Below are 25795 nucleotides of genomic sequence, written 5' to 3'. Positions count from 1 at the left end.
GATTCATTGAACACTAATATTTCGATCTAAACCTCGCAAAATGACACCAAATCTGGCTGTTTTGACGCCCCAACCTACTAGGCAACCCCGCCAACAATCAAACTCATCCAATGCCACCAGACCGGGAAAATCACCCTTCCGATCGCAACTTAGTCATGGAGAGCTGGCGCCAAATCTGCTTATCCTCATCAGAGAGGCTGCTTGGCGACAAATTCTTCTCCGCCATAAACGGCCTGCTCTGCTGTTCATTGACACGCCTCTCAAGCCTGGAAACAGCATCAGTCAATTCAACCCAAGCCTCTTCATCAGAAAAGCCTTCGTGCTCATCCATTGCCGCCCCCAGAACATGTCGCAACGTTCCCTCATATGGGGAATCACGAAAGCACTCCAAGACCTGTGCGGCATTAGCCAATCCAGGGTGTGCTACTAAATAAGCATAAAGCGCATAAAGCGCCTGCATCTCCGGCTGATCACCCTCCCACTGCGGCAATGCAACATGCTGCGCCCAGCCTGGCGCACGCAAAAACCACTCAATGACCTTCCGCTCGATTGATGGCGCCTGACGGCGTCCAGAGTGCGGCAATGCTGGCTTTGACCTAGGCTTACCATAACGAGACTGCGCAACACGAATCCCAAGCAGACGATCCAATTCATCCGAACCAATGCCCAACAACTCCGCAAAGCGCTTACGCAGCATCAAGCTCAATGCCTGCGCAGGAATCTGAGTAATTAATGGCTGCGCCAGCTTGATCAGTCGCGCACGCCCTTCATCAGTCTGCAAGTCCGACTTAGCTGCCAGCTCACGCAGCATAAAGGCCGTCAGCGGCAGCGCATCCCTTGCCATCAGATCTTCGAAAGCCTCACGCCCAAAATGGCGAACATAGGTATCAGGATCTTCCTCATCAGGTAAAAACAGAAAATCCAGGCGCTTGTCGTCCTGCAACAGCGGCAGCGCATTTTCCAATGCCCGCCAAGCCGCCTTGCGACCAGCCTTATCACCATCAAAGCAAAATACAATGTGATCGGTGTGGCGCATCAGCTTCTGCAGGTGATGCGCAGTGGTAGCAGTACCCAGCGTCGCTACAGCATAGCTCACACCATATTGAGCCAGCGACACGACATCCATGTACCCTTCGACAACCAACGCTTTGCCGGCATCACGAATCGACTGCCTAGCCTGATACAAGCCGTAAAGCTCACGACCCTTTTCAAACAACACCGTTTCTGGTGAGTTCAGGTACTTGGGCTCACCCCTGTCCATCACCCGCCCACCAAACCCAATGATCGCACCACGCTGATTAACGATCGGAAACATCACCCGATCATTGAAGAAATCATGCCGCCGCCCTTCTCGCTCCTTGACTAGGCCCGATTCGATCAGCGCGGGATTGGAATCATAATCCTGAAAAGCTGCTTGCAATGCGTGCCAACCATCCGGGGCATAACCAAGACCAAACTTGGCAGCAATTTCGCCGGACACCCCTCGCTTCTTCAAGTACTGAATGGCATGTGGCGCATGCTTCAGTTGATTGCGGTAATACACGCAGGCAGCTCGCATGACACCAGGCAAATCCAGCGCCTCAACTTCGGCACGCTTTTTCGCAACCAGCTTCTCTTCCGGGGTGGCATCTTCCTGCGGGACCTGCATACCCACAGCCTGAGCCAACTCTTTTACCGCCTCAACAAAGCCAAGGCCAGCATGCTCCATCAGAAATGTGATGACTGTGCCATTGGCACCACAACCAAAGCAGTGATAGAACTGCTTGACTGGGCTGACATAAAATGAAGGTGTTTTTTCGCCGTGAAACGGACAGCAGGCCTTATACTCACCGCCGGACTTCTTGAGCGGAACGTAGCGATCCACCACATCGACAATATCGACACGATTGAGCAAATCCTGGATGAAACTATCAGGGATACGGGACACACCAGGCCACATGAGAATGGAAGAAAAATTGCGCAACAGAATGCTGCGCAATATGCCTATTCTAACGGATTCCGGCGGTCAATGACCAGCCAACCCCCACAATGTGTGAATCAGCCCGCCAGCTTGACCTTAACCAGTTGCGATACCCTGGTCATATCCGCACGACCCGCCAACCTGGGCTTCAACACACCCATCAACTTACCCATATCCTGGGGCCCCGTCGCACCAATCTGCGCCATTGCCGCGACCACCTCAGCTTCAACCTCAGCATCTGATAGCTGAACAGGCATGTATTCTTGCAACACGGTCATTTCAAACTTTTCATTGTCAGCCAGATCTTGCCGCCCTGCTGCCTCAAATTGAGTAATTGAGTCGCGGCGCTGCTTCAACATCCTGTCTATGATGGCAATGACATGTTCGTCCGTCAGCTCAATGCGTTCATCGACCTCCCTCTGCTTCATTGCAGCCGTCAACAGGCGGATGGCCGACAAGCGCTGCGCGTTTTTCTCGCGCATTGCATTTTTCATATCATCTTGAATGCGTTGCTTCAGGCTCATTGTTTTCTCCTTTAAAATACAAAAGGCCGCTAAACAACTAGCGGCCTTTCTCTGTGCCTTCAAGCGGCTGATCAGTACATTTTCGGCGGCAGTTGTTGACTGCGCAGACGTTTGTAATGACGCTTGACGGCCGCAGCAAGTTTGCGCTTACGTTCAGCAGTCGGCTTCTCGTAGAACTCACGAGCACGCAACTCAGTCAACAGACCAGTTTTTTCGACAGTACGCTTGAAACGACGCAGAGCCACTTCGAATGGCTCATTTTCCTTGACGCGGACGCTAGGCATTGATATCGACCTCAATTCTAAGGTAAAAGTTAATCGGGGGTAAAACAGCATTATGCCATCTTGCCAAGCCTTTTCAAAGCAAAAGATATATCAAAGTATCATTTCAACAAAAATCGACTGACTCCGTACCGCCGGAACGCACTTTTCGCTTACCCCGGCTCACACCCAGATTTAGCGCCTTTAAGCCATCAAACGCCCACGCCAGACATTCAACCGTCATTGCTTGAAATTGCTCCATGTAAAGAATGAGTTCAAACATTCAGGCAAAATTCCCCCGACTAAATAACAACGCTTTCATTTTCTACTCAAGTGGCATGAATCAACAGTTTGCAAGTCCTTTTCCAGCACATCTCAGCCATGTTGCCATCCCTATGACAAAAAAATAGAACGTAATCCGATCAAGGTCAGATACATCCATGGCAACCTTGCATTCAATCTCAGCAAAGGAGAAAACTATGCCATTCAGTCCATCCAGATGGTGGCCGATTTTCGGGCTACTCAGTAGCATCGCCTTATTCAGCACTGGCAATGCAGCAACGATTGAAAGTGGGCGCCATGCCATCAAAAACCTACATAGCCAGTTATGCATGGATGTGCTGGCAGCCAGTACGAAAGACGGCGCCAATATCCAGCAATGGTCTTGTAATCCCGACCAACCTAACCAGACCTGGCTATTCCAGAAGAACAACGATCCAGGACCAGGTATGACCGTCGTGAGCTATAACATTCGTGTCATTCACGTGGATAGCACCAAATTCCAAATCAACCGTTGCAAGATCAATGCCCATCGCGAGGGTCGACTACCTCCATCCGATCACTTTCTTGCAGTGTGTACGGTGACCTTCAAGTAATGCCGCAAATCGCACACGCAGAGCTGTCACGGCGCCCCCGTTCAAAGTCGCCAGGAATTGACAGCCAGTGACAACAACTACAAGAGATTACTGTCCAGACATTCTCTCAATCACTTTGATCATGGCAGATGAATCCAATTCGCCGTCCCCCGATCCCAACAATGCATTGATCAATTGCGTCGTCTGACTGCTAATAGGCAATGCCAGACCCAATTGGCGGGCCGTCTCCAGCACAATGTGCATATCCTTCTGATGCAGTCGACTTTTGAATCCGGGCTTGAAATCATTATCCAGCATGCGCTTTCCATGCACCTCCAGAATCTTGCTACCTGCAAATCCACCCATCAAAGCTTCACGAACTTTACCTGCATCCACCTGATTGCATCTGGCAAAGGTCATTGCTTCGGCCACTGCTGCAATCGTGCCAGCCACCACGATCTGGTTACACGCCTTGGCAACTTGCCCCGCCCCACTGTCGCCAACATGGACAATATTCTTGCCCAGCACCTGCAATAAGGGAAGGGCACGCTCGAAGGCAGTCTGTTTGCCTCCAACCATGATCGACAAAGTGCCGGCGATTGCACCTGCCTCGCCGCCGGACACCGGGGCATCCAACAGGTCGATTCCCCGCGCTGCCAATTTGGTAGCTATATTACGGGCAGCAATGGGTGCGATGGTGCTCATATCGACAACAATCTGCTCCATCTTGCCTGCTTCAATCACCCCACCGCTACCCAGCAATACCTGTTCCACATCCGGCGTATCGGAAACATTGATGAAAATAATATCGGCCACCGCCGCAACTGCCTTCGGACTATCGTAGGCAACGGCCCCTGCCGCAATAAGTGGTTCCAGTGCCGCAGCCCTGCGTGCGAAAACGTGTAAGGCATAACCTGCCTTGATCAGATTTAAAGCCGTGGGGCGGCCCATAATGCCCAAGCCGATATAGCCGACTACAGGTTGTGTCATTTGAAATCCTTATTGAAGAAAGCTGGGTGGTGCCACCTCTCAGGCGGCGACTGGATGGTTTATCACCATTGGATCAGTACGGATGGGAAAACGAAATCAATATGAATCGGAAGTCTACGCGATCAGGCAGATGGTTCGCCATCGACAGTTGAGGACATTTCCGACAATGACAGTACAGGGGCATCAGCAGTGCCACCCTGCTCCAGAAAGTAGATAAAGGCCAGTAGCTCCGCCACTGCACGATAAAGTTCGGGTGGAATATGTTGATCCAGATCAACCTGCATCAGCAACGACACCAGCTCTGGCGACTCATGTACGAACACGCCGGCCTCGCGTGCACGCTCAATGATCATTTCCGCCAGCACGCCGCGGCCTTTCGCCACTACCTTCGGCGCATTCATTCCGGTTTGGTAGGCCATAGCCACAGCCATCTGACGCTGACGATCTTTATCCATTTGCATCAGCTTCGTCGTTCAAATCAACTGTACTCCCAGCCAGACGAAGCCCTGCAGCCTCCAGTTGATGATTCAATTCACCCCTGGCTTCACGAATCCGATCTGCAGTATCAGGCTTGGCCACATGAAAGTTGACTGCGACATCCTGACCACGCAGGCTGATACCTATCACCACCTCACCCAGACTGGGCAAGTTCAGTTTCATGCGAGAATACCATGCCCGATCCTCTCCGGCTTCCATTGCACCTTGCTGAGCAGCCAATTGCTCTTCGATCGACCAATCCATTGGCTGATTAGGCCATGCCATGCCGTGCCACATCAGCTGACGAGTATCGAGCATGCCCAGTTGCTGTTGCACGATCTGCCTCAGTTGAGGCGCAAGCTCCGCACCATTCAGGCTGCTGGCTTTGTCGGTCATTGTATTGGCATCCGGTAACAACAGCGTGGCCTCGCGTGCCGGGCCAGTGACACGGGTTGCATCAGCAGGCTCGGCCCTGGGTGCCACCAAGGCAGACTCAACCTTAGCACGTGACGGAGCAGCAGTGCTCTCCTTCCCAACAGTCTGTTCACTGCCCAGTTTAGCTTGCGGCTCATCTTGCAAGGTTTGCAGGCTGCGCTGGCCAGTTACCCACTCCGCCTGATGCGATTCATAAAAGAACCCACTACGTGTCACCGCCTGATTCAATGTCTGCGCAATCGCCTTGGTATCCGGTGCCGACGTGTCGATGATTGGCGAAGCATCAACCACTTGTTTTGCAACTGGGGATTGTTCACCTCGAGACAGCAAGGCGCCCAGAAACTTGGCCGTTTCACTGAATTTGACCTCGCCAGCGCCATTACCCACCAGCGCGGCCATGTCCTTGGTCAATGCAAAGGTGGGACGCGGCTCGGCACGAATGAAGGTCAAGTCCAGCGCCTCGCCGGGCTGCGCATTGCCAGGAAGATTCATATCGAGTAGCTGGTTTTTAACCAGCACTTCAAATCGCCCATTGGGTAAAGCTGCCAGTACATGGGCGGGAATACGTTCACCAGGAACAAACTGCTGTGACCGGTCATTGCTGACGGGTGGCTTTTCCTGATTTGCCTCAATCAATGTCGGCGAAACCCGCCTGACCAGTTGATTAAGCTGTCCTAGCGCATCATTGTGAATCATACCGAGTCAAACCGATGTAAGGCGATGATCAGCTCCGCCTCACCACGGGAAATACCGCAATGAGCGGCCAGCGTAGCGGCATCTAGTCCTTGCTTGGCCAGCTCCACCGCTTGACTATAAGGAGAGCCAGGCTTGTCCAACTCCGCCCCTTTTGCTGCTGCAGTTGGCTGCTTGGGCGCGTCCACCCGCTGACGCAAGGCCTGTATTTCAGCCTCCAACAATTCCAGACGACCCAGCAACTCATGCATGGCCGGACTGGGCATGATGGTTTCACGTTTTTCACGGGCGCGCCTGCTCGCACGCATGAATGCGAACCACTCGGCAACATATATCCCGATAACAATGGCCCCGACGACCAGTAGCTCACGCCAGGTAACAACAATGGCATCCATGTAAGTACGGCCCGATACCCATCAAAAAGCAGATCATGATTCAGCTTACTCCGCACAGGCCTTTTTCTCAATGTGACACAACCGTTGTCAATCAGCTACATCGTGGCTAGCGATAGGTATCTGAAATCTTTCTTTCATTATTGGCACTGGCGAAAATGCCCCTCAGTTCACTCAGCCAGGATTCGGTCAGCTCGCCGGTTTGCCGATCGGCCTCCAGAATGGCTGCAATCTGTTCTTGCAAGGCGACACGTGTGGCCGCAGGTAGGTCGAAATCGCTCAGATCCACGTTAGCGATTTGCTGTAACAGTGGAATGCGTGCCTGCTCCAACGCAAGCAACTCGTCCCATTGTTCCTGCTGGGCATGCAGCAACATCTCCTGACTGAGTGTATGCAGCTCAGCATAACAGCTGAGTAATTCGTCGGCATTCATACCTTGCCATAGCTGGCGGTGTTACGGTCACCGTTATCCGGAGCGGGTGGAACAGGATCGGTCGGGCTAGTACCTGCTTGAGGTGCAATTGCCTGCCAAGCGTCACGCAATTGAATCAGTAGCGTACTGGATTCGTCCAGCATGGCAATATCGTTTTGAATATTGGCCATCAGCAGGCAATGCGAAATGTATTCGTATAACGCATCCAGATTCTGCGCCAGCTCACCACCAACGTTCTTGTCCAGACTCAGGCGCAACCCTTCCTCCACAATCGCAATCGCTTTGGAGATGGCATTGCCTTTGGCAGCAATCTGCGATGATTCGATATGTAACCGGGCTTGAGCAATCGATGCCAGTGCGCCGTCGAACAACATCAGAATCAGCTTGTGCGGGCTGGCGCTGTTGATTTCATTTTCCAGTGCATGCTTGGTATAAGCATGCACTGCAGAACGTGGATAACCGGTCATGTTGTCGCCGTGCGTGGGTTAACGGTTCAGCATTGCCAACTGCTGGGTCAGATATTGACTGGTCTTGTTGATATTCGCCAGCATCACATCCAGTGCGGTGAACTGCTTGCGATAGCGTTGTTCGGTATCTTCCAGGCGACGGCTGATCGCGGCCCGCTGCTTGTCGATATCCTTGACCGATGCATTCAGGCCTTCGGTACGGGATGCAATCGCCCCTTTACTGCCGAGGAATTCATCCAACAACTTATCCATCTGGGCGGCGAAACCGCGCGAGAAGCTAATGGTACCGCGATCGCTATTCTCGGCGCCACCGGTAATATTGACCGCCAAACCAATTGCCGGGCCAGCCGTAGAAGTCAATTTCTGGCCACTACCCGTGGCTGCCGCACCACCAATGGTGCCCACCACATCGGCACCGGTGGTCGCAGTTGGCGTACCACCAAAAAAGGCTGCTGCCGTACCACTTACCGTAAAAGCTGAATTGGCTCCATACAGATCGGATGTAGCTGTCAACGTAAAGCTGGTCGCATCCCCAGTTCCGGTGATTGCCACCTTGCTACCTGAGAAAGCAGTATTGCCGTTGACCTTGGACTGAACCTCGGCTGCCAGCTCGGCAACACTGGTATAGGTACCGGCAGTCAGCGTCACCGTGGCAGCTTTGCCATCCAAGGTCACCGCCAACGAGTCATTCACACCGGCAGTCACGGTCAAACCACTGGTCACCGCCCCTCCGACCAATTTTCCCTGAGTCGCCAAACTGGTGACATTAATAGTATAGGTACCCGCCTGGGTGGACGCGGTGGAACCCTGATACTTGACCAGACTATCTGTCGCGTTGCCCGTGGCAGCGAACAGGGCAGTCACATCATTGAACTTATTGTCAATCGCGGACTGCAGCTTGGCCGAATCCACTTTCAATGTCCCGTCCTTCTGGAACGCGATCCCCACCTTGCCCAGCGAGTTGACCGAGGCATCAACCCCAACCATCTCTGTACCAAACAGTTGCCGCAAGCGATATTGCATACTACGGATTGTGGTATCTCCCTGCAACGGACCTGATTTACCTACCGTACCACCGGCTTTGGCACCACTGGCATCATAGGCGGTGATCTCATCCAGCAACTTGTTCATGTCATTGTAGGCTTTGACGAAAGCAGTCACTGCAGTCGTGAGGGAGCTGCCGCTGGTTGCAACCGTGATCTTGGTCGGCGTACCGACGTTGGTCTTCAACAGATTGAGGGTCACGCCTTCAATCGCATCGGTAATGGTAGTGCTGGGCTTGCTGATGGCAATGCCATCTACCTTAAGCTCACTATTCTGAGCAGTGACAGTCTGCTGCAATGCCTGTCCGGCATCGACGGCCGGATCATGCGCCAACAGGTTTTGCAACGCAGCATCACCTGTCACACCGATCTTGATACTGTTGCTGACACCCGGATTATTCGATGACAAGGTCAGACGATAAGGTGTACCGCTACCATCATTGACAATGGATGCCGTGACGCCGATACCTGCCTTATTGATGGCATCACGAATACCTTCGAGACTGTTGTTGGTGGCATCAATGGTAACGGTCTTGGCTGCGCTGCCGCTACTGGTAAAGCTGGCCCCGGTATACTTACCCGTGTCGGCATCATAAGTACCACCTGAAATGGTGCCGAACGTGAAGCTCAAGGTACCGTTACCAATTACGGTGTTTTTGGCAGTCTGACCGGTAGTGGTCAAACGTTGCGCCTGCGCCAACTTGCTGACCTCGATATTGTAGCTACCCAGCGCCGCTCCGGCTGCAGCCGTTGCGGTAAGAGTTTCACTGCTGGAGGAGGTTGCCGACTTGCTGGCCTGGAACTTGCCGGCATCAGCCAAGCCACGAATCGCACTTTGCAAGGATGACAACGCACCCTTGACGGTGCCGAAGGCCGACAGTTTGGCCTGAATGCCGATTTCCTTGCTAGCGAGAGCGGTAAGCGGTTGTTGCTCAATTTTCATCAGCTGCGAGATGATGCTGCCGATATCAAGCCCGGAGCCGACGCCGGGGGATGCGATGGCCATGGCAATCTCCTTGAGTGACGGTCATGCTGGGTCGTCGCCGGCGATCGGCCGGCAGACGATCATGCCTTCTGGCGTACCAGCAAGCCTTGCAAGTGTTCGATACTTTCAGCGATCTTCAGCATCTCTTCAGAGGGGATCTGACGGATCACCTCTTTCGACTGGGTATCGATCACGCGTACGACATCAAAACCCGTGTCTTCGTCCACGGTAAACTTCAGCTCGCTTGCATACACATTGACCACTTTGTTCAGCTTATCGGCGGCTTTTTTCAGCTCTTCGACCGACGTGGGCCGCCTGGTCTGCTCGGCCACAGCCTGTTCGTTGGCACGATTGACGGCCTGGCTGACGCTGGTTTGTGCTGCATTGTCCTGCTTTCGAACACCGCCGGCGTACGTATCCAGCTGTGCCGAACCGACCTGAGTCGGTAGGCTGACGGAAGGAACGGTCATCTTATCACTCCTTTACGGCACAAAGCCCGACCGGACAAGCCGGCCGGGCACGACGATGTTAAGCGCTATCGACTTACCGCAACAGTTGGAGTACTTGTTGTGGTAGTTGGTTCGCCTGGGCCAGCATTGCGGTACCTGCTTGTTGCAGAATCTGTGTACGGCTCAGGTTCGCGGTTTCTGTCGCGAAGTCTGCATCGCGAATTCGGCTGCGGGCTGACGACAGGTTTTCCGACGTAGTCTGCAGATTCGAGATGGTTGCCGCAAAGCGGTTCTGCAAGGCACCAAACTTGGCTCGTTGGTCGTTGACGATACCCAGTGCGCTGTCGACGATGCGCAGTGCGTTGGTGGCGTTGACCACCGTCGAGATGTCCAGGTTCGATACTTTCTGCAGAGCCGACACCGAAGTGGTACTGGCTGCAATCGAGTTTGCACCGATCACACCTGAGTTGATGGCTGAACCGCTGGTGCTGATCGAGTAGGACTTCGACGAATCCAGTGTCACTTGACCTGCTACCGTCAAGGCACCCGATGTACCTGATGTCAGGATAGTCGTAGCCGCTGCACCCGACAACTGGATGGTACCCGAACCCGCACCCAGTGAGGTCGTACCTGCTGCCCCCAAGGTGACGTTGCTGCCATCGTCTGCCGTCAGAACGATACCGTCGTTGGTGTTGTTGAGGCGAGCTGTGATACCAGTCTTCGACGATTGGTCGTTGAAGGCCTGCACTGCTTGCGACAATCCACCGGCGGTATTGGTCGAGGTCAAACTGAAGCTGATGGTCTGCGCTGTACTGTTGCTGCCGAACACCGACACCGAGTAAGAACCGGTCGCACCGAAAGTGAAGGTAGCTTCGGTTTTAGCCGTTGCCCGCACCCCTGTCTGGGTTTGCGAGTTGATCTTGCTGGCGATGGTCTTGGCGCTATCATCAACAGCCAACGCGACCGTTGCAGAACCATCGGAACCGTTGATCACCAGATTACCCGAGGTGGTGATCGCCGCCCCGGTTTGTACTGCGTTGGTCGTGCCGGACGCACCGGCGTTGGCAGTGGTGGCGTTACCCAATTGGTAAGTACCATATTGATCAGTACGGAAGTTTGCCGTGGTCGCGGTAATTGTCTGGTTGGCGTTGGCGCCGACCTGATAGATTGCCGAACCGAATGAACCATCGAACAGTTTTTGTCCGTTGAATTCAGTGGTCGTCGCGAAACGGTCCAGTTCCGAAACCAGTTGGGTGACTTCAGAGTTCAGTGCTTGACGGTCACCGGCGGAGTTCGACGCATTGGCGGATTGAACAGCCAGCTCGCGAACACGCTGCAGGATGTTACCCATTTGTTCCAGCGCACCTTCACCGGTCTGCGCAATCGACACACCGTCGTTGGCGTTGCGGCGAGCCTGGTCAAGGCCACGAATCTGGGCTGTAAAACGTTCGGAAATTGCGAGACCTGCAGCATCGTCTTTTGCGCTGTTAATGCGCAGACCGGACGACAGGCGCTGCAGGGAGGTTGCCAGACTGTCTTGCGAGCGCGATAGATTGCGCTGCGAATTCAGTGAAGCAATGTTCGTGTTGATGACCTGCATGTTGTGCTCCTTTCAGGTGCAGCCTAGTTCGTTCAATAAGACGTTGCTCACGTCTCTGAATCGAATATCGGCATTCGCTAACACTACTTTAGCCAAAACCCCAAAAATTATTTGAACCAGGCAGACATCCAGTTTTCCAGATGTTTTTCGATGGTCCAATGTTCCAACACGTAGGTGCGCAACCTGTCGCCCTGAGCTGCCAATGCATCCAGATCAGTCAGCTGCTCACGAATCGCATGAATCCAGTCGCGGTCACGGTTCTTTACCAGCGTAATCGGAAAGTTGCCCTGATACGGCAGAATATCGGTTGCAATCACAGGATAGCCCAGGATGCCGTATTCCAGTAACCGAAGATTGCTTTTGCATTCGTTGAAATGATTGAGTTCAAGTGGTGCAAGCGCCAAGTCCAGATTCAGCGCAGCCAATGCCGTGGGGTAACGATCAATCGGCACACCAGGATGGAATTCCTTGACATGCGGCCGCAGCTTGTCGGGGCACATGCCCATGAAGACCCAGTCCACCTCATTGGCAAGTGCCGCCACCACACCGGCGAACAGCTCCAGATCACCGGTATGACTTACCCCACCGGCCCAACCCACACGCGGTTTGACAGTCACACGCCGTTTAGGTGAAAAATGACCCCACTGACGCGTGTCGATGGCATTCTTGACCACCCGGATATCGGCGCTCAGATCGCGATAAGCCTCAGCCAGTGGTTCAGTTGACACCACGAAACGATCACACAGCCCTACCGCCTCACGTAGCCACTTGCGGATGTCTTTGGGGATATGTTCGCGGTGCAGACTTTTCATTGGCAGATTGGTGGTCAGATCATCCAGCTCGAACACCAGCAGGCATTTATGCAATGCCTTGTATTGACGGATGATCTCAGTTTGGTGTGGCTGCAACTGACGTTGCAGCAACCAGGTATCGATTTCGAAGCGCTCCATCTCCACCGGAGTGTAATACGAGAAGGAATGGGTCGCTTCAATCAAACCATGATCGACTGCGCGGCTCAAAGGCTGGATGATGCGATAGTGGCCGCAGCCCTGATTATCGGCAGGGTGCGCCAGAATGCGGGGTAACGGCTTCCAGGACAGCGGGCTCCAGGTCAGCCCGGCTCGGGTTTCGATCTGGCCACCATATTCGTTCAGCGACAAATTGGTGTTGTAATAAGGATCACGAGCCAGTTGCGGCAGCCAGCGAAGATGCAGTTCACGCCGGTCTGCTTCCAGCCTGGTGCCAATATTACCAGCCAGGTCCGGATTCTTCAGGGTAGCGCCACCTTCATGCAGTAGTGTCGCATAGGGCGTATACACCACCAGTAACCCTAGCTCGCGCACTCGCAAGCATAAATCGACATCGTTATAGGCAATCGCGATGGCTTCATTCATGCCCCCCACCTGCTCGAATACTGCTTTGCGAATCAGCAGACAAGAGCCTGAAACGGCCGAAACATTCTGCACCAGTTGTGCACGACCGAAACCCAGGTTGGAATCATGCGGAATACCGAAAAATGCAGTATCGGCCGCGCCAAGCAGGCCCAATGTCAAACCAGCCTGTTGCACCGTGCCATCCGGCTTGAGCAGTCTCGGCCCTACCACACCCACATCGGGCCTGACCGCGTAACCCATCAATTCGGTCAGCCAATCGGTCGATAAAGGGGCAACATCATTGTTCAGCAACAGCAGGTATTCACCATGGGCTTCGGCCGCTGCCAGGTTCATCACATGCGAGAAGTTGAATGGGCCCGACAAGGTATAGACGCGAACACTTTCCGAACCCAATGCCTCCAACCCTTGCAGATAAGTAAGGGTTTCCGAATCCTGACTACCAGTATCAATGATCAGCAATTCATAACGTGGATAATCGGTCTGCTCCAGCACTGTTTCCAGGCAACGACGCAGGAAAGCCAGATTATCGAGGGTTGGAATGATGATCGATACCAGCGGGTGATCGCTCAGCTGGTAACGCAATCGATAGCTACCCGGCACGGCGCCCAACGCCAACGTCGCTGGAGTATTGGTTGCTGCCAGATGACTTTGCAGCGCGGTTGCATTGGCGTTGACGATCTGCAATGTAGGGAGGTCATCGAAACGTTGATTTGGCCAGCGATGGATCAGAATATCGGCCACATGTCCAAATGCATCTGGTCCGAAGGCTGCCAACAGACGCAATTGCAGGTCATACCATTCAGCACCTGCCAATGCAGCCTGGAAACCCAGCATGCGATTGAAAGCTGGTTTGGACAACCACGCCAATGCACCGATATAAGGATAACCACGCAGGTAGTCCGGACTGAAATCCGGTTTGAAATAAGGCAACGCTGGCTTGCCATCCTGCCCAATGGTGTCTTCATCGCTATAGATCAAGCGCCAGGCCGGGTGCCGATACGCCTGTTCAGCAACAAACAGCAAGCTGTGAGGCGCCACCTGATCGCCGGCATTCAATACCAGCAACCAATCCGCGTCGGTATGTGCAAACAAATGGTTGAGCGCGTCAAAGACACTGCCTTCCGCTTGGCACCATTCAATGCGCTCATTGCCGACGAAATCGGCAGGGGCTGCACTGCCGGAGAGAATGGATATCCTTACCCGGTAATAGCCCTGTTGCGCCAGCGACTGAATGGTTTGCCCCAGTTGCGGACCGGATTCGGCTGTCAAAATCACCGCCACATGGAACAATGGATGATCCCGCCATTGCGCCATGCGCAGTTCGAACTGTTCGGCCTCCGCCACGGATAACGTATGCTGTTTCAACAGTTGTTGATGGCGTAAGGCCGGCACCTGTCCGGCATCCAACGCTACCGGATCGGCATCGGCCGCTTCCGATGGCACGGCCACCACATAGAATTGCAGGCTGCACAATTCATACAGTTCTTCCTGGCTCACATCACGCAACAACATCTTGCCCGTGTCGAGGTTGGTCGGACAATGATCCCGATGCTGCTCGAAGACATCCTTCAGGCGGGTATCGATGCCATAGGTGGTGCGCACCACCCGGTATCCGGTCTCACGGAAGAAACGTTCCACTTCCTTATAGGTAAAGAAGCGGATGTGGGTAATGTCCAGCAAACCCAACGCTTCATACTTCCAATGGCCATTGGCCAGGTCGTTCATCAACGCCAGATTACGGACATTGGGGATACTGGCGATGACCTGAGCCCGTGGTGACAGGTATGGCCGCAGGGTCTCCATCACCTTCCACGGGTTGTACATATGTTCCAGCACGTCAGCCACAATCACGCCATCCAGGCTGCCCTTTGTGATGCCTTCGCGCTCCAGGTCGAATTCCTCGAACTTGCCGACCAGCACCCTGTCCAGCCGGGTGGCTGCCACCTCCGCCGCCGCCCGGTTGGTTTCGATACCCCACACCTGCGCATCCGGATACAGCTGCTTCAGCACCCGGCCGGTACCGCCCGCAGCACAACCGATATCGAGCACCAGGCGTGGTGTATTGGTGAACATGGCCACCAGATCACCCCGTGCACCCTCGTGGTAACCGGTGGCATCAATATCTTCCACTTCCAGGTATTGCTGCCATACGTAGTGCTGTTCGGTCGCATGGAATTGCCCCAGGCGCGCCACCAGCTCTGATACCCGCTCAGCGGCAGTCTGTTCGCTGCGATGGTTGTAATGGGGTAACCGGGCAGCCATTTGCTGACGCAAGGTGAAACGGAAACCGCCATCAGTCAATAAGTTGGCCAGCGTACCTGCCAACTCATCCGCTTCCACTTCCAGCACACCGGCATCGGCATCAAAGCTGGGGCCTAACAGCATGCCGGTTTCATTCATCAAGTTGATGGTTGGCGTACCTGCCATCATCGCTTCAATGCTGAGATTGGAATCGACTGAGATCACCACATCGCTGGCGACCACCCAGGCTTCGGTGTCAGCAGTGGCATAGGTAAACAAAGCTGGATCGATGCCCTCCTCGACCGCAATCTGCTGGTAACGTTCAGTACCAAAGTGCGCGTTGGCGGCACGATCCTTGATCACGAACTGCGGCGATAAACCGGCTGCCAACAATGGCGGCAAAGCCCGCATGAAATCACGCAAGGTATCGCCATAGATCTGTTCGTCCCCCAACGCAGTCAGGTTGGCCGCCCACGTGGTACCGAACAAAATAATGGGCTGGGCAGCGTCACGGCTGTGTCGTGCGCATAAATCGGCACGCAATGTCTCACGCTGGGCAATCCAGTCTGGATAACGATCCCACGCAGGATTGCCGGTAATGAACAATCGTTCAGGCGCTACCCCTACGTCCAGGTAAGCTTCAGTGCCACGACCACCAAACACTGCGGCAGCATCGGCAAACAAATCGCCATGGACTGTATAAGCAGTGGATAGCTGTACCCCGTGCTGCACCAATAGGCTGGGTACGCCATGGGCTCGGCCCCAACCTGTAGTCAACCGGCCAGCGGCCGTCACATCTTCATTCAACAGTAACAGCCGGATATCGTAAAGACGGCGGGCCTTGCTCAAAGCGGCTAGCAACTGAATGCCCAATGCGCCATGCCCCCGGGCCGATTCGATGACCGATTCAGCAACGTCAAGTGGCGCCAGTGATAAGGTTTCGCACAACCCCAACCAGGCATCGGTCTGACCCAGGGTATCCACATGCTGTTCGTACAGGGCCAGCGCCTGCTGAAGCTCGGGTAAATCGGCCTGGGTCAGCAACTGGCCGATGTCGACCAGGCGGCTGCCAGCCAGCTCCTGTATGGCAGGTGATAGGGCCCCGGTATAGGGACCGTAGACCAGAATCACGCACTCGGGAAAGCGCGCCAGGTGATGGCGCAATACATCGATATTCTTTTCCCACAAGAAATAGACCAGCGCCTGCTGCTTCATGTGCGTACCCCGCTGAAGCGACCGAGATGTTCGGTCAACAAACGTTCGGTCAATGCATATTGGGTCGCAACTGCCACATCCACACCTTCATAATGAGTGGCCTGCTCGGCAGGAAGACAAGTTGACCAATGGCCGGCGACACGACTGGCCATCTGATCCAGCAACTCTCGTCGGAACCAATCGACAAACCTGCCGAATACTGGGTCAGGCAACAGGCTGGCCAGGTCGAAGCGCTGGGCGTTGGCCAACATGGGTTTGACAATACGGTACAGCAACATCTGATTGCGCAAGGGCAACAAATGCTGCGCCAATTGATCACAAATCTGCTCGGCAGAAGCAGGTAGATAAGGTGTCAACATCGGTAACGACAGACGCTCGCTTGCCAATATTGCATTCATTTCGGTATTCCGGGCCAGCCAACGGGCATTGGCAGATGGGTCTGGTCGATGATCTAGAACCAGCATCAATTTACCCGAGACCTGACTGGTCAACGGTGCAATGAAATGTTTTTCCAGGAACAAGGCACAATCCAACATGCGCTGATCGGTTGCCAACCATGACAACAATCGCTCCCAGCGTTGCTGTCCCTCCAACCAAGGTGCCAGCAGCTGATTGGTATCGGTGGAGCCGAAAAAACCTCGGTAGGGCACCACGGCAACAATGGTCAGACCCATTTGATCTGCCGCCGTCACCAGATCTTCCACGGCGATCCGCAAATTGAAACGGGAGATGGACGAATCGTCCCCTTCCCTGGGCAACATGTCCGCTTCAGTCAAGGCTTTACCAGTCGCAACACGCAGGTGATCCAACGAATAGACATCGAACACCAGCCGTCCGCCGGGTTTCACTTTACTGGCCCAATGCGGCAACACTTCGCGCCAGTGAGGGAAATGTGTCAACACATTCAAGGCGCACAACGTGTCATAGCTCTGGTTCGCAACCGGCAGATCCAGCACATCGCCAGGAATCAGCGTAATCGGCAATCCGTCAGCCAAGCGACGGGTTTCATCCAGCATCGCCTGCGAACTATCTACACCCGTGACCTGTTTGCCTTCCCGTACCAACGGCAGCGAGGCACGGCCGGTGCCAATGCCAACATCCAGTACCGTCTCTCCCAGGCAATATTGTGCAATCAGACTGGTTTCCAACGCATTATTGAGGCGATTGGTACCGCTGTTCTCCACCATACGGCGTGAATACCACGCCACCATCTGCGGATCTTTCCAGGCATCGGTCTTCCAGTTGATCAGCCGGTCCACATTCGCCATAACGGTTCCATTATTGTGAAATGAAGACGAGCTGGGGGCTCGTCATAGGGATTTTTTATTGTTACCGCTGGTGCTGATAGCAGTGTAGTCGCCGATTTTTAGCCCAGCAAGTCCCACGACAACGGCGTACCGCGCCGGATGGCGGTTTTGGCGATACGCCCGATGACCTGGTCAAGATGCTTCGGCGGCAAACCAAAGCCAGGACGAATCGCCCGTACATGCGCGTGCGTCAATACCATCCCGGCTACCACATCAGTCACCACATACAACGAACGCCGGAAAGCCAGCGATTTCTGCTCAGCCTCGCCTGCGCCATAACGCACCTGCCCCAGCGATTGCCAGGCTCTTTCCGTTTCCACCACCAGGGAATGCATTTCATCCGGCTCCAGTGAAAAAGCCGAATCCACCCCACCGTCGGCCCGTCTCAGGGTAAAGTGCTTTTCGATTACCGTTGCACCCAAAGCCACTGCCGCGACCGATGCACCTACCCCCATGGTATGGTCGGACAGGCCCACCTCACACCCAAACAATTCCCGCAGATGTGGAATAGTACGAACATTGGAGTTCGCCGGTGTAGCAGGATAGGTGCTGGTGCATTTCAGTAGGACCAATTGCCGGCAACCCGCCTGACGGGCCGTCCGTACAGTCTCATCCAGTTCTGCCACGCTGGCCATGCCGGTGGAGATGATCATCGGCTTGCCGGTACTGGCTACCTTACAGATCAGCGGCAGATCGGTGTTTTCGAACGAGGCAATCTTGTAACAGGGCACTGCCAGCGATTCCAGAAAGTCCACTGCAGTATCATCAAATGGCGTACTGAAACAGAGCATGCCCTGCGCTGCACAACGTTCCATGATCGGCTGATGCCAGTCCCATGGCGTGTGGGCTTCGTGATACAACGAGTGCAGTGTGCGGCCAGCCCACAGGCTGTTCGGGTCGTCGATGCGAAAACCGGGCGCATCGCAATCGATGGTCATGGTATCGGCGGTGTAAGTCTGCAGCTTGAGTGCATGGGCGCCAGCCTGAGCCGCGGCATCGACAATCGCCAACGCGCGATCCAATGATTGATTGTGATTACCTGACATTTCGGCAATCACGAACGGCGGGCAATGCGGCCCGATTTCGCGCGGGCCGATTAGAAACGGTTGGCTCGACATGTCAGGCTCCGATCTGTTTCAGTAAATGATGGGTGACAGGTTGATAACCCGCTGCGGCAAACAAGCGGGCCGAGCGGGGATTGTCGGCACGTACCACGGCCTTGATTTGACGCACCGTCGGCCAGTGCGTACATAACCAGTGCTCACCCGCGGTCAGCAATCCTGCACCAAGACCTTGCCCAATCCGGCCAGGGACCAAGTAAATAGAGACGATGGCTATTTCATCTTCCCTGTCGTAACGTAGTACACCAACAGGCCCGGCCTCATCCTCTGCGATCAACAAGACCCGCTGGGGATCGGCGAACAGCCGGTTGAGCCAGGCCATGTGTTGTATCAACGGGATGTCGCGATCATCGCCGGCAAAACGGCGCACATCCGGATGATTCCGCCAGGCATGCAGGTTGGCTGCATCATCCAGCGTAGCAGAGCGCAGTTGGCACAATCGGCCTGGATCAGCTTGCAACATCGCACGCACAACTCGCTGAGTTCCTTGGCCATCCACCACCGTTGCCGCCACTTGTGACAAGGTCTGAGCAACCGTGTGCGACTGTAACAACAAAGTAGTGGCAGCAACCCAGGCCTGTATTGGTACCGACTCACAACGGCCTAGGTACAGCTGGGCACCTATGGCCGCTAACGCTTCACAACCCGCCTGCTGATTGTCAGCCACCGCAGCAATGACTGAGGGTACCCCCATGCAACACCGCTCCCAGGAGGTCGCCCCGCCGGCACCCACAAAGACACTGGCGCCGGCCATCAGCGCAGCCATGTGGGGCGTCGCGACATGGCAAGTCACCCGTTGATCTGTTCTACCCAGCGCTTCAATGGACTGCTTCGCCGAACATTGACTGCCAATCACCACATCGAAGCGGACATCACCCAATTCTGCTGCCAGCAAGGCTTGCAAAACCGGTAAGGTCAAACCGGCCGGATCACTGCCACCAAAGCTCACCAGCACGCGCACTGGCGAGGCAGGTTGTCGCTGCATTTGCCTTAGTCGACCGAAATCCGGCCCCAACAAAGCATAGTGCGGGCCAATCAATTGTCGGCACTGTGCGCCCACCAGATCGACATATCGTGTGTCGGCATGAACGGAAAGATTCTGGTCAAGCACCATATCGGCGTCCAGTGTGCGATTGGCCAGATCGTCAATCACCAGGATACGCTCAGCCACGACTCGCAGGGCACGGTGCCAGTCCTGATCAAGCGGATAATGGTCCACCACCAGCCAATTGATCACCATGCCACCCAGTGCCGCCAAGGTCGCTGCGGCATCTTTGTCAGCACCCATGCCAGCAGGTAAACAGACTGCCTCATGTCCTCGCGCAACAATCGTTGCGGTCATTTCACCCGGCCCATCTGCACAAATGAACAAGCAATGCCCGCCTTGGGCTGCCAACGCATCCGCCAGTGTCAGACAGCGCATCACATGGCCGGTACCCAGCTGGATCGACGCATCGCAACGAAAGGCAATCCGCATGCGCTACCTCACCAGTCCAGCCGCCAACACCGCCTCTGCCATCGCCAGATCAGCTGGGGTATCGATATCCAATGAACGGGGCCAAGGCATCTGATAAGCATACAAAGGTTGGCCAAAGTAGCTGCGGGCCACCTCGAATGCCGCCACATCCAACACATGTATTGCGCCATTGGGTCGATACGCAGCCGGCATCTCCTGTGATTTACGACCAAAATAATCAGGAAACCAAGGTGAAACGGCGCCGTCCTCCAGCTTCATCGCTGCAAAAGGGGTATGGTCGAATGGCGAGACGCTCATCAGGAATTGCGCCTGCTGTTGTTCAAACAGCGCGCAGGCTTGACGAATATCGTCTGCCGTGCGGAAGGGGCTGGTTGGCAGCAGAATGATCAAGCGGGTGTATTCATCCCCTTGCTCACGCAGGGCCTGAATGGCATGCAGTGCGACCTGCACCACACCTGCTGGGTCGCGGCCCAATTCTGCTGGGCGGATGAAAGGGACTTCAATGCCATACTGTTGTGCAACGCTGGTCACTGCCTCATCCTCAGTTGACACAATAATACGACCGCAAACACCGGATTGCCGAGCTGCATCTGCCGCCCAAGCCAGCAATGGCTTGCCACCCAGCGGCAGGATGTTCTTGTGTGGAAGCCGGGTGGAGCCACCCTTGGCGGGGATAAGCGTCAATGTGGTCATGGCAGGTACCGTCAACACGAACGATGTCAATGTACAAGAAAATCTGCCAGCCACCGCTGGCTAGTCACAAGGCGCCAACTGCTTTAACGGCCGCGGAGGCTGTGCACGCGCATCGCCCAATGTAGCAAATTGAACATGTTTTTCATTGTGCCAACCTGCAAGCGAGAATCCATCCGGCAATGGCTTGGCATACTGAGTATTGAACTCACCCGTCCAGACCTGCCCAACTGGTGTCAGCTTGGCGCGTGCGGCTGCGCGGTCATCACGGGTCTCGATTGTGTACCAGATGATCTGGCAGGTTAAAACAGCTTCACCACGCTGCATGCGGGCGGTTGCCTCTTCCGATGATATTTTCGGTTTTGCGCAGGGCTCTTCTTCGATAGCAGTTCCAGGCGCATTCTGACTTGGCGTCTCGATGGTCTGTTTTTTCTCGATGCGATAAGCCCAGCGTGCTTCACCCATACCTTCTACATGCACCGCAAAAATCTCGCGCCCGTAAGCCCAGGAACTCTCCACCCATCTATCTACAACTTTGCCATTGCCGGGCAAGGTTATCCGCCCATCAGGAAAAGCCTTTGATAACATCAACCGTGGCCCCAGCCCCGTCATCAATCTGTCTGCAATTGAGAGAAAAGGTGGCTGCTCATTCGCCAGTTGCTGGCACATACCTTTTGGTAGCTTCATCAACAACAGATGATGCTGTTTTTGGCCAAGTATCTGGATTGATTCTCTGCCCGTGTCGGTGATACGCCACATCCGGTCTTGATCTCGTGTTTCCGACTCTTCGAAAACAATGCCGTCTGGCACTTTGAAAGTCAGTTGATTGATACATAAGTCCGTTTTTCCGCAATTACCTGCCAACGCAATATCGCCACCTAACAATAAGCAGGCCACAGCCTGTGCCAAGAAACGCATTACTACACCTTTTTGACTACACCTGCCGGCATCTTAACCTTGATCAACTCAGGCTACGACATGATCAGCTACGTTGATCACATCACATTAAATTTCAAACTCTGCACATCCAGCACAGGATTACCGGTTGGTTGGGGTGGATTCGCCAGGTTGTAGTACAGATGCCGGTTTGCGTCCGACATGGTTCGATCCACCACCTGCTTGACCCGCTGCTTCTCCTCCACTTCGCCAATGGTATGGCGACATACCGAATCCAACGGCGCCCAGGCGCCGCTTGCATCACGTGCCCAGATACGCGGATCACGCTGGTTATCGACCAAGGCATAGAACTCGGTTTTGCTGATGCCCAAGAAGTCGCAATAGGTTTCCAGGGTTCTGGGTTCCCGATGATCATAATAGGCAACCTGTGCGATGCCCTCTTCGCGCGTCATCCGACCGTGGCGGATTTCCATGCTGGCGTCATCCGTGGACCGACCGTAACCGAATTTCAGGTATTTCAGATAGTCATGCACATCATTGGCGTGGTCTTCGATCTTGGCATGCAGATTGAAGCTGCGATCCCGTTCGTATGCTACCGGTGCAAAGTCCCATTCGCGGATCATCAGCTCGGCATGCTCCTTGGCATTCCAGTCCACAAAATTGGACAAATAGATGCCTCGCACTTCGGTCTTTTCGATTTCTTCGTCACTGGGATAGATATAAGGTGCCACGTCACCCAAGGTAATGCCGCCCTTGCCGATCAGGTCATGCGGTTCATAGCCACGCATGTCATGCTCTTTGCGCGTCCAGCGGGTGAATTCGACAAAATCCTCCAGTGACACGATGCCGGTCAGTTCGGCGAAGCCATGCTCGCCCCACACAATCAATGGAATATTGTATTTGACCGCCACCTGAAACGGGAAGGTACGGATACCGCCGTGGTAGTGCCAAGTCAAGTCACCCACGGTCTGCAGCATGAAGCGGGACAGGCGCCGTACCGAATCCACTCCGGCTGTGTAGCGGATCAGATCGCACCCGGACTTTTCGACCAGATTGGACAGGTTGCGCAACCCCGCCGGCGAGTTGTAGACATGGTTGAACGTGACCAGCAGCGGGTTCATGCCATATTTTTTCTTCAGCAACCACACTTGGTAGTGCGAATCCTTACCACCTGACACGGGGATGATGCAATCGTGGCAGTTGCCACGGGCCTTGGCCATGCGCCGGGCTTCGTCGAGGATTTGCTCCAACATGCCCAGACGCGACGCCCAATCCACTTCCAGCCGGCTGCGGCTTTCATGGTAACGGCAGCCACTGCATACGCCCTCGTCGTCGAAAATGATGGTGGGCTTGGCATTTTCCGGGTAAAGACAACGGGCGCAGTACCGCATATTATTCGCTCCTGACTGGAATGCCCGCCTCGACCAGATACCGCTTGGCCTTGCGGGTGCTATGCTCAGTGTAGTGGAAGATATTGGCCGCAGCAGCGGCCTGCGCGCCAGCATTCAGTCCATCGACCAGGTGCTGCCAAGTGAACACACCACCAAACGCAATCACCGGCACATCCACCGCATGGCACACCTCCGTCAGTATCGGTAGGTTGTAACCTTTGCGGGCACCATCGTGATCGATGGAATTGAAGAAAATCTCACCTGCCCCCAATGCCACAACCTGTTTGGCCCACTCCACCGGGCTGATAGCGGTATCGTCCCGGCCACGATTGACCATGACCGTCGCCTGGCCGGATTCGTGCTGTTTGACATCCATCGACGCCACAATGCACTGCCTGCCGTAACGGGCAGACAGCGACTGGGTGAGCTCGGGTTGGGTATGAAAGGCTGTATTGAGGACCAGCTTGTCAGCCCCACTACGTAGCAGTTCTTCTGCATAGCTGGCATCGGTGATCCAGCCACCGGCAGACAAAGGCACGAAACACTGGCCGGAGATATTTCGCACCACCTCAGCAAATCCCTTGGCCGATGCTGCATCAGGCGAGACATTCAGCATCACCAATTCATCGACAGCCCATTTGTTGAAGCACTCAACAGCATGGACTGCATCATAATGAATGACATTGGTGTGTTTGAATCGCACACTTTGCACCACTTGCCCATCACGCAGAATCAATACAGCAATCAGGCGCTTTTTCAGCATGCAAGCGCCTCGGCTTCCCGCGGCACGCTGACCGCCGTCTGGGTGATGATGAAGTTCTTGAGGATGGCCAAGCCGATGCGTTGGCTCTTTTCCGGATGAAACTGGATGCCGATCAGATTATCGCGCGCAATCATCGCCGCAAACGGTTCACCATAGTCACACCAGGCCAGCACATCAGTGGCATCGGTCGCTTCCACACGGTAACTGTGCACAAAGTACACATCGGGATGGGCTGTCAGGTCAAGCAGTACCGGATGGTTGCGTGGGAAGCTCAGATCATTCCAGCCGATATGTGGCACCTTCTGGCCCAGCTGATCAGGGAAGCGCCGTACATGGGCATCAAACCACCCTAACCCTTGATGCAAACCATCTTCACTGGAATCGATACACATCAATTGCATGCCCAGGCAGATACCCATGATGTCCTTGCCTGCTCGCTGCAGCTCCGTCAACGCAGCCGCCATGCCGCTATCCTGCAACTGGCGTGCCGCATCGCCAAACGCGCCAACACCGGGCAGGATCAACTTATCGTAACGACGCAAGGCATTTGGATCGGTCACGATATCGGCCTGCCCACCTGCGGCCAGTATGGCATTGCAGACGGAGCGCATGTTGCCGATGCCATAATCGGCGATCCCAATTCGCAAACTCATTGCTCAACCCTCACTACTACGAAGGTGTTCCGGTGCCAGCAAAGTGCCTACTGGCAATGCCTGATTGAAAGTGCACTGTAATAGGCCTTCGTACTGATCTGGCGTAATTCCAAAACCGGGGCGACGGAATTCGACCGCCACATCAGCCAGCTTCTGCCCGGCCTGTACTGGTTGATTCAGGTGCACGCTGCGGCGGATGCGTTTGCGTTTGGCTAGCTCCTCTGCATGCAAGATGCGCCGATTACCGCCAAACGCCGTTTCCACATCGCGAATGGTCTGGATGAATTGGCGCATATCTTGCGGTTCCAGCGAAAACACATGCTCCACACTGCGGGTGCAGCGGTCTTCGGTAATGGTTTTTTCCAACAGGTTGGCGCCAACCGCCAACGCAGCCACATCCATCTCCCAGCCCGGAGTATGGTCGGAAAACGCCACCGGATAGGGAAACATCTGCTTCAGGGTTTTGATGATATTGAGATTGATGCTTTCCAACCGTGCCGGATAGCCACTGGGGCATTGGTGGATGATGATGTTCTCATTGCCTTCACTGCGAATCACATCCACCGCCTGTTCAACCTCACCTAGCGAGGCATTGCCAGTATCCAGCTGAATACACATGCCAGTACGAGCCGCTTTGCGGATCAGGGGGAAATGATTGACATCGGCAGAGGCGATCTTGATCGAATCGCAATGTAGGCTTTCCAACAAGGCGATTTCGTCGTCAAACCCAACCGTGGCGAAAAATGCCAAGCCAAGCTCATCGCAATAGGCTTTCAGTTCCCGCCATTCGACATGGCCCATCGAACGACGGCAAAGGATGTCATATAAGGGTTCCTCCACGGTTTCAAGCCTGCCCGTGGCCTTGTCAACCAACACTTCGTAGCTGAACAACAGTTTTTTGTCTGCCACCAATCGGTCTGGATCCAGAATCTGGAACTTCACCGCGTCGGCACCGGCCTCGCTGGCCAGCTTGACCAATCGTTTTGCAGATACTAGGCCGTCATGGGTGGGGCCGGCTTCGTAGGTAATAAAACAAGGTTCGCCATCGCCAACCTTACGCTTGCCAAAATGAACAGCCATTGTG

The 25795-nt window shown here is 54.6% G+C and carries 24 protein-coding genes; 1 reads left to right on the top strand and 23 read right to left on the bottom strand.

The annotated features are described in order from the left end of the window. Positions 1 to 130 precede the first annotated feature (130 nt). The 4 genes from dnaG to FFS57_RS25220 all read right to left on the bottom strand — a co-directional run bounded on the left by dnaG (position 131) and on the right by FFS57_RS25220 (position 3027). Entirely contained in the window at positions 131 to 1927 is a 1797-nt protein-coding gene (dnaG, locus tag FFS57_RS12280) for a DNA primase (protein WP_249383983.1), read from the bottom strand. 110 nt (positions 1928 to 2037) lie between these two features. Beyond that, positions 2038 to 2484: a GatB/YqeY domain-containing protein gene (locus FFS57_RS12275; protein ID WP_137938089.1), complete on the bottom strand. Its 447-nt coding sequence runs from the start codon at positions 2482 to 2484 to the stop codon at positions 2038 to 2040. A 71-nt stretch (positions 2485 to 2555) separates the two neighbouring features. Continuing rightward, positions 2556 to 2768, bottom strand: a complete 213-nt coding sequence (rpsU, locus tag FFS57_RS12270) for a 30S ribosomal protein S21 (protein WP_137938088.1) — start codon at positions 2766 to 2768, stop codon at positions 2556 to 2558. Positions 2769 to 2871: 103 nt separating this feature from the next. Next, a complete protein-coding gene (locus tag FFS57_RS25220) occupies positions 2872 to 3027 on the bottom strand; it encodes a hypothetical protein (protein ID WP_171013886.1) in 156 nt (51 codons plus the stop codon). Between the two features lie 196 nt (positions 3028 to 3223). Between FFS57_RS25220 and FFS57_RS12265 the strand changes: the two genes are divergently transcribed. Continuing rightward, entirely contained in the window at positions 3224 to 3619 is a 396-nt protein-coding gene (locus FFS57_RS12265; RefSeq protein WP_171013884.1) for an RICIN domain-containing protein, read from the top strand. Between the two features lie 87 nt (positions 3620 to 3706). Here the strand turns inward: FFS57_RS12265 and FFS57_RS12260 are convergent, their stop codons facing one another. From FFS57_RS12260 to FFS57_RS12170, 19 genes are all read right to left on the bottom strand, one after another. Continuing rightward, positions 3707 to 4588, bottom strand: coding sequence for a 2-hydroxy-3-oxopropionate reductase (locus FFS57_RS12260; RefSeq protein ID WP_137938086.1), 882 nt, complete (start codon positions 4586 to 4588; stop codon positions 3707 to 3709). 122 nt (positions 4589 to 4710) lie between these two features. Further along, positions 4711 to 5043, bottom strand: a complete 333-nt coding sequence (locus FFS57_RS12255; protein ID WP_137938085.1) for an EscU/YscU/HrcU family type III secretion system export apparatus switch protein — start codon at positions 5041 to 5043, stop codon at positions 4711 to 4713. Beyond that, a complete protein-coding gene (gene fliK, locus FFS57_RS12250; protein WP_137938084.1) occupies positions 5036 to 6196 on the bottom strand; it encodes a flagellar hook-length control protein FliK in 1161 nt (386 codons plus the stop codon). Before fliK ends, FFS57_RS12255 begins: the two co-directional genes overlap by 8 nt. After that, positions 6193 to 6588 carry a DUF2802 domain-containing protein gene (locus tag FFS57_RS12245; protein ID WP_137938083.1) on the bottom strand — a complete coding sequence of 132 codons (396 nt, stop codon included), beginning with the start codon at positions 6586 to 6588 and terminating at the stop codon, positions 6193 to 6195. Before FFS57_RS12245 ends, fliK begins: the two co-directional genes overlap by 4 nt. A 106-nt stretch (positions 6589 to 6694) precedes the next feature. Next, complete coding sequence (fliT, locus tag FFS57_RS12240; protein ID WP_137938082.1) at positions 6695 to 7018, bottom strand: flagellar protein FliT; 324 nt, start codon at positions 7016 to 7018, stop codon at positions 6695 to 6697. Continuing rightward, positions 7015 to 7485, bottom strand: a complete 471-nt coding sequence (gene fliS, locus FFS57_RS12235) for a flagellar export chaperone FliS (protein WP_137938081.1) — start codon at positions 7483 to 7485, stop codon at positions 7015 to 7017. The genes fliT and fliS overlap by 4 nt, the downstream gene beginning before the upstream one ends. An 18-nt stretch (positions 7486 to 7503) precedes the next feature. Continuing rightward, positions 7504 to 9534: a flagellar filament capping protein FliD gene (fliD, locus tag FFS57_RS12230; RefSeq protein WP_137938080.1), complete on the bottom strand. Its 2031-nt coding sequence runs from the start codon at positions 9532 to 9534 to the stop codon at positions 7504 to 7506. A gap of 59 nt (positions 9535 to 9593) precedes the next feature. Continuing rightward, positions 9594 to 9983, bottom strand: coding sequence for a flagellar protein FlaG (locus tag FFS57_RS12225; RefSeq protein WP_137938079.1), 390 nt, complete (start codon positions 9981 to 9983; stop codon positions 9594 to 9596). A gap of 73 nt (positions 9984 to 10056) precedes the next feature. Next, positions 10057 to 11562: a flagellin N-terminal helical domain-containing protein gene (locus FFS57_RS12220; protein WP_137938078.1), complete on the bottom strand. Its 1506-nt coding sequence runs from the start codon at positions 11560 to 11562 to the stop codon at positions 10057 to 10059. Between the two features lie 107 nt (positions 11563 to 11669). Beyond that, positions 11670 to 16412, bottom strand: a complete 4743-nt coding sequence (locus FFS57_RS12215; RefSeq protein ID WP_137938077.1) for a glycosyltransferase — start codon at positions 16410 to 16412, stop codon at positions 11670 to 11672. Next, on the bottom strand, positions 16409 to 17680 hold the full coding sequence (locus FFS57_RS12210; protein WP_137938076.1) for a class I SAM-dependent methyltransferase: 1272 nt from the start codon (positions 17678 to 17680) through the stop codon (positions 16409 to 16411). The genes FFS57_RS12215 and FFS57_RS12210 overlap by 4 nt, the downstream gene beginning before the upstream one ends. Before the next feature lie 98 nt (positions 17681 to 17778). After that, positions 17779 to 18837, bottom strand: a complete 1059-nt coding sequence (pseI, locus tag FFS57_RS12205; RefSeq protein ID WP_137938075.1) for a pseudaminic acid synthase — start codon at positions 18835 to 18837, stop codon at positions 17779 to 17781. A gap of 1 nt (position 18838) precedes the next feature. Beyond that, positions 18839 to 20317 (bottom strand): UDP-2,4-diacetamido-2,4,6-trideoxy-beta-L-altropyranose hydrolase, encoded by a 1479-nt coding sequence (gene pseG, locus FFS57_RS12200; RefSeq protein ID WP_137938074.1) that lies wholly within the window; start codon positions 20315 to 20317, stop codon positions 18839 to 18841. Positions 20318 to 20320: 3 nt separating this feature from the next. Continuing rightward, a complete protein-coding gene (locus FFS57_RS12195) occupies positions 20321 to 21010 on the bottom strand; it encodes an acylneuraminate cytidylyltransferase family protein (RefSeq protein WP_137938073.1) in 690 nt (229 codons plus the stop codon). A 60-nt stretch (positions 21011 to 21070) separates the two neighbouring features. Beyond that, on the bottom strand, positions 21071 to 21925 hold the full coding sequence (locus tag FFS57_RS12190) for a hypothetical protein (RefSeq protein WP_137938072.1): 855 nt from the start codon (positions 21923 to 21925) through the stop codon (positions 21071 to 21073). 77 nt (positions 21926 to 22002) lie between these two features. Then, on the bottom strand, positions 22003 to 23295 hold the full coding sequence (locus FFS57_RS12185) for an N-acetyl sugar amidotransferase (protein WP_137938071.1): 1293 nt from the start codon (positions 23293 to 23295) through the stop codon (positions 22003 to 22005). A gap of 1 nt (position 23296) precedes the next feature. Then, positions 23297 to 24058, bottom strand: a complete 762-nt coding sequence (gene hisF / locus FFS57_RS12180) for an imidazole glycerol phosphate synthase subunit HisF (RefSeq protein WP_137938070.1) — start codon at positions 24056 to 24058, stop codon at positions 23297 to 23299. Next, positions 24052 to 24711 (bottom strand): imidazole glycerol phosphate synthase subunit HisH, encoded by a 660-nt coding sequence (gene hisH, locus FFS57_RS12175; RefSeq protein WP_137938069.1) that lies wholly within the window; start codon positions 24709 to 24711, stop codon positions 24052 to 24054. The genes hisF and hisH overlap by 7 nt, the downstream gene beginning before the upstream one ends. Before the next feature lie 3 nt (positions 24712 to 24714). Next, the gene (locus FFS57_RS12170; protein ID WP_137938068.1) at positions 24715 to 25791 is read right to left on the bottom strand and encodes an N-acetylneuraminate synthase family protein; all 1077 of its coding nucleotides are present in this window, start codon (positions 25789 to 25791) and stop codon (positions 24715 to 24717) included. Positions 25792 to 25795: the final 4 nt, after the last annotated feature.

It is taken from the genome of Chitinivorax sp. B (genome assembly GCF_005503445.1).
GTDB lineage: Bacteria > Pseudomonadota > Gammaproteobacteria > Burkholderiales > SCOH01 > Chitinivorax.
The sequence above is the reverse complement of the archived record's forward strand: the minus strand, read 5'-3'. Positions and strand labels throughout refer to the sequence as shown.

Coding starts and splice junctions, on each gene's coding strand:
- pseI (WP_137938075.1), bottom strand. CDS start 18,837: ATGTCGAGCCAACCGTTTCTAATCGGCCCGCGCGAAATCGGGCCGCAT.
- FFS57_RS12260 (WP_137938086.1), bottom strand. CDS start 4,588: ATGACACAACCTGTAGTCGGCTATATCGGCTTGGGCATTATGGGCCGC.
- FFS57_RS12255 (WP_137938085.1), bottom strand. CDS start 5,043: ATGGATAAAGATCGTCAGCGTCAGATGGCTGTGGCTATGGCCTACCAA.
- FFS57_RS12220 (WP_137938078.1), bottom strand. CDS start 11,562: ATGCAGGTCATCAACACGAACATTGCTTCACTGAATTCGCAGCGCAAT.
- FFS57_RS12195 (WP_137938073.1), bottom strand. CDS start 21,010: ATGACCACATTGACGCTTATCCCCGCCAAGGGTGGCTCCACCCGGCTT.
- FFS57_RS12225 (WP_137938079.1), bottom strand. CDS start 9,983: ATGACCGTTCCTTCCGTCAGCCTACCGACTCAGGTCGGTTCGGCACAG.
- FFS57_RS12210 (WP_137938076.1), bottom strand. CDS start 17,680: ATGGCGAATGTGGACCGGCTGATCAACTGGAAGACCGATGCCTGGAAA.
- FFS57_RS12275 (WP_137938089.1), bottom strand. CDS start 2,484: ATGAGCCTGAAGCAACGCATTCAAGATGATATGAAAAATGCAATGCGC.
- fliD (WP_137938080.1), bottom strand. CDS start 9,534: ATGGCCATCGCATCCCCCGGCGTCGGCTCCGGGCTTGATATCGGCAGC.
- FFS57_RS12245 (WP_137938083.1), bottom strand. CDS start 6,588: ATGGATGCCATTGTTGTTACCTGGCGTGAGCTACTGGTCGTCGGGGCC.
- pseG (WP_137938074.1), bottom strand. CDS start 20,317: ATGCGGATTGCCTTTCGTTGCGATGCGTCGATCCAGCTGGGTACCGGC.
- rpsU (WP_137938088.1), bottom strand. CDS start 2,768: ATGCCTAGCGTCCGCGTCAAGGAAAATGAGCCATTCGAAGTGGCTCTG.
- FFS57_RS12265 (WP_171013884.1), top strand. CDS start 3,224: ATGCCATTCAGTCCATCCAGATGGTGGCCGATTTTCGGGCTACTCAGT.
- FFS57_RS12185 (WP_137938071.1), bottom strand. CDS start 23,295: ATGCGGTACTGCGCCCGTTGTCTTTACCCGGAAAATGCCAAGCCCACC.
- hisF (WP_137938070.1), bottom strand. CDS start 24,058: ATGCTGAAAAAGCGCCTGATTGCTGTATTGATTCTGCGTGATGGGCAA.
- FFS57_RS12170 (WP_137938068.1), bottom strand. CDS start 25,791: ATGGCTGTTCATTTTGGCAAGCGTAAGGTTGGCGATGGCGAACCTTGT.
- hisH (WP_137938069.1), bottom strand. CDS start 24,711: ATGAGTTTGCGAATTGGGATCGCCGATTATGGCATCGGCAACATGCGC.
- fliS (WP_137938081.1), bottom strand. CDS start 7,485: ATGACCGGTTATCCACGTTCTGCAGTGCATGCTTATACCAAGCATGCA.
- fliT (WP_137938082.1), bottom strand. CDS start 7,018: ATGAATGCCGACGAATTACTCAGCTGTTATGCTGAGCTGCATACACTC.
- FFS57_RS12215 (WP_137938077.1), bottom strand. CDS start 16,412: ATGAAGCAGCAGGCGCTGGTCTATTTCTTGTGGGAAAAGAATATCGAT.
- FFS57_RS12190 (WP_137938072.1), bottom strand. CDS start 21,925: ATGCGTTTCTTGGCACAGGCTGTGGCCTGCTTATTGTTAGGTGGCGAT.
- FFS57_RS25220 (WP_171013886.1), bottom strand. CDS start 3,027: ATGTTTGAACTCATTCTTTACATGGAGCAATTTCAAGCAATGACGGTT.
- fliK (WP_137938084.1), bottom strand. CDS start 6,196: ATGATTCACAATGATGCGCTAGGACAGCTTAATCAACTGGTCAGGCGG.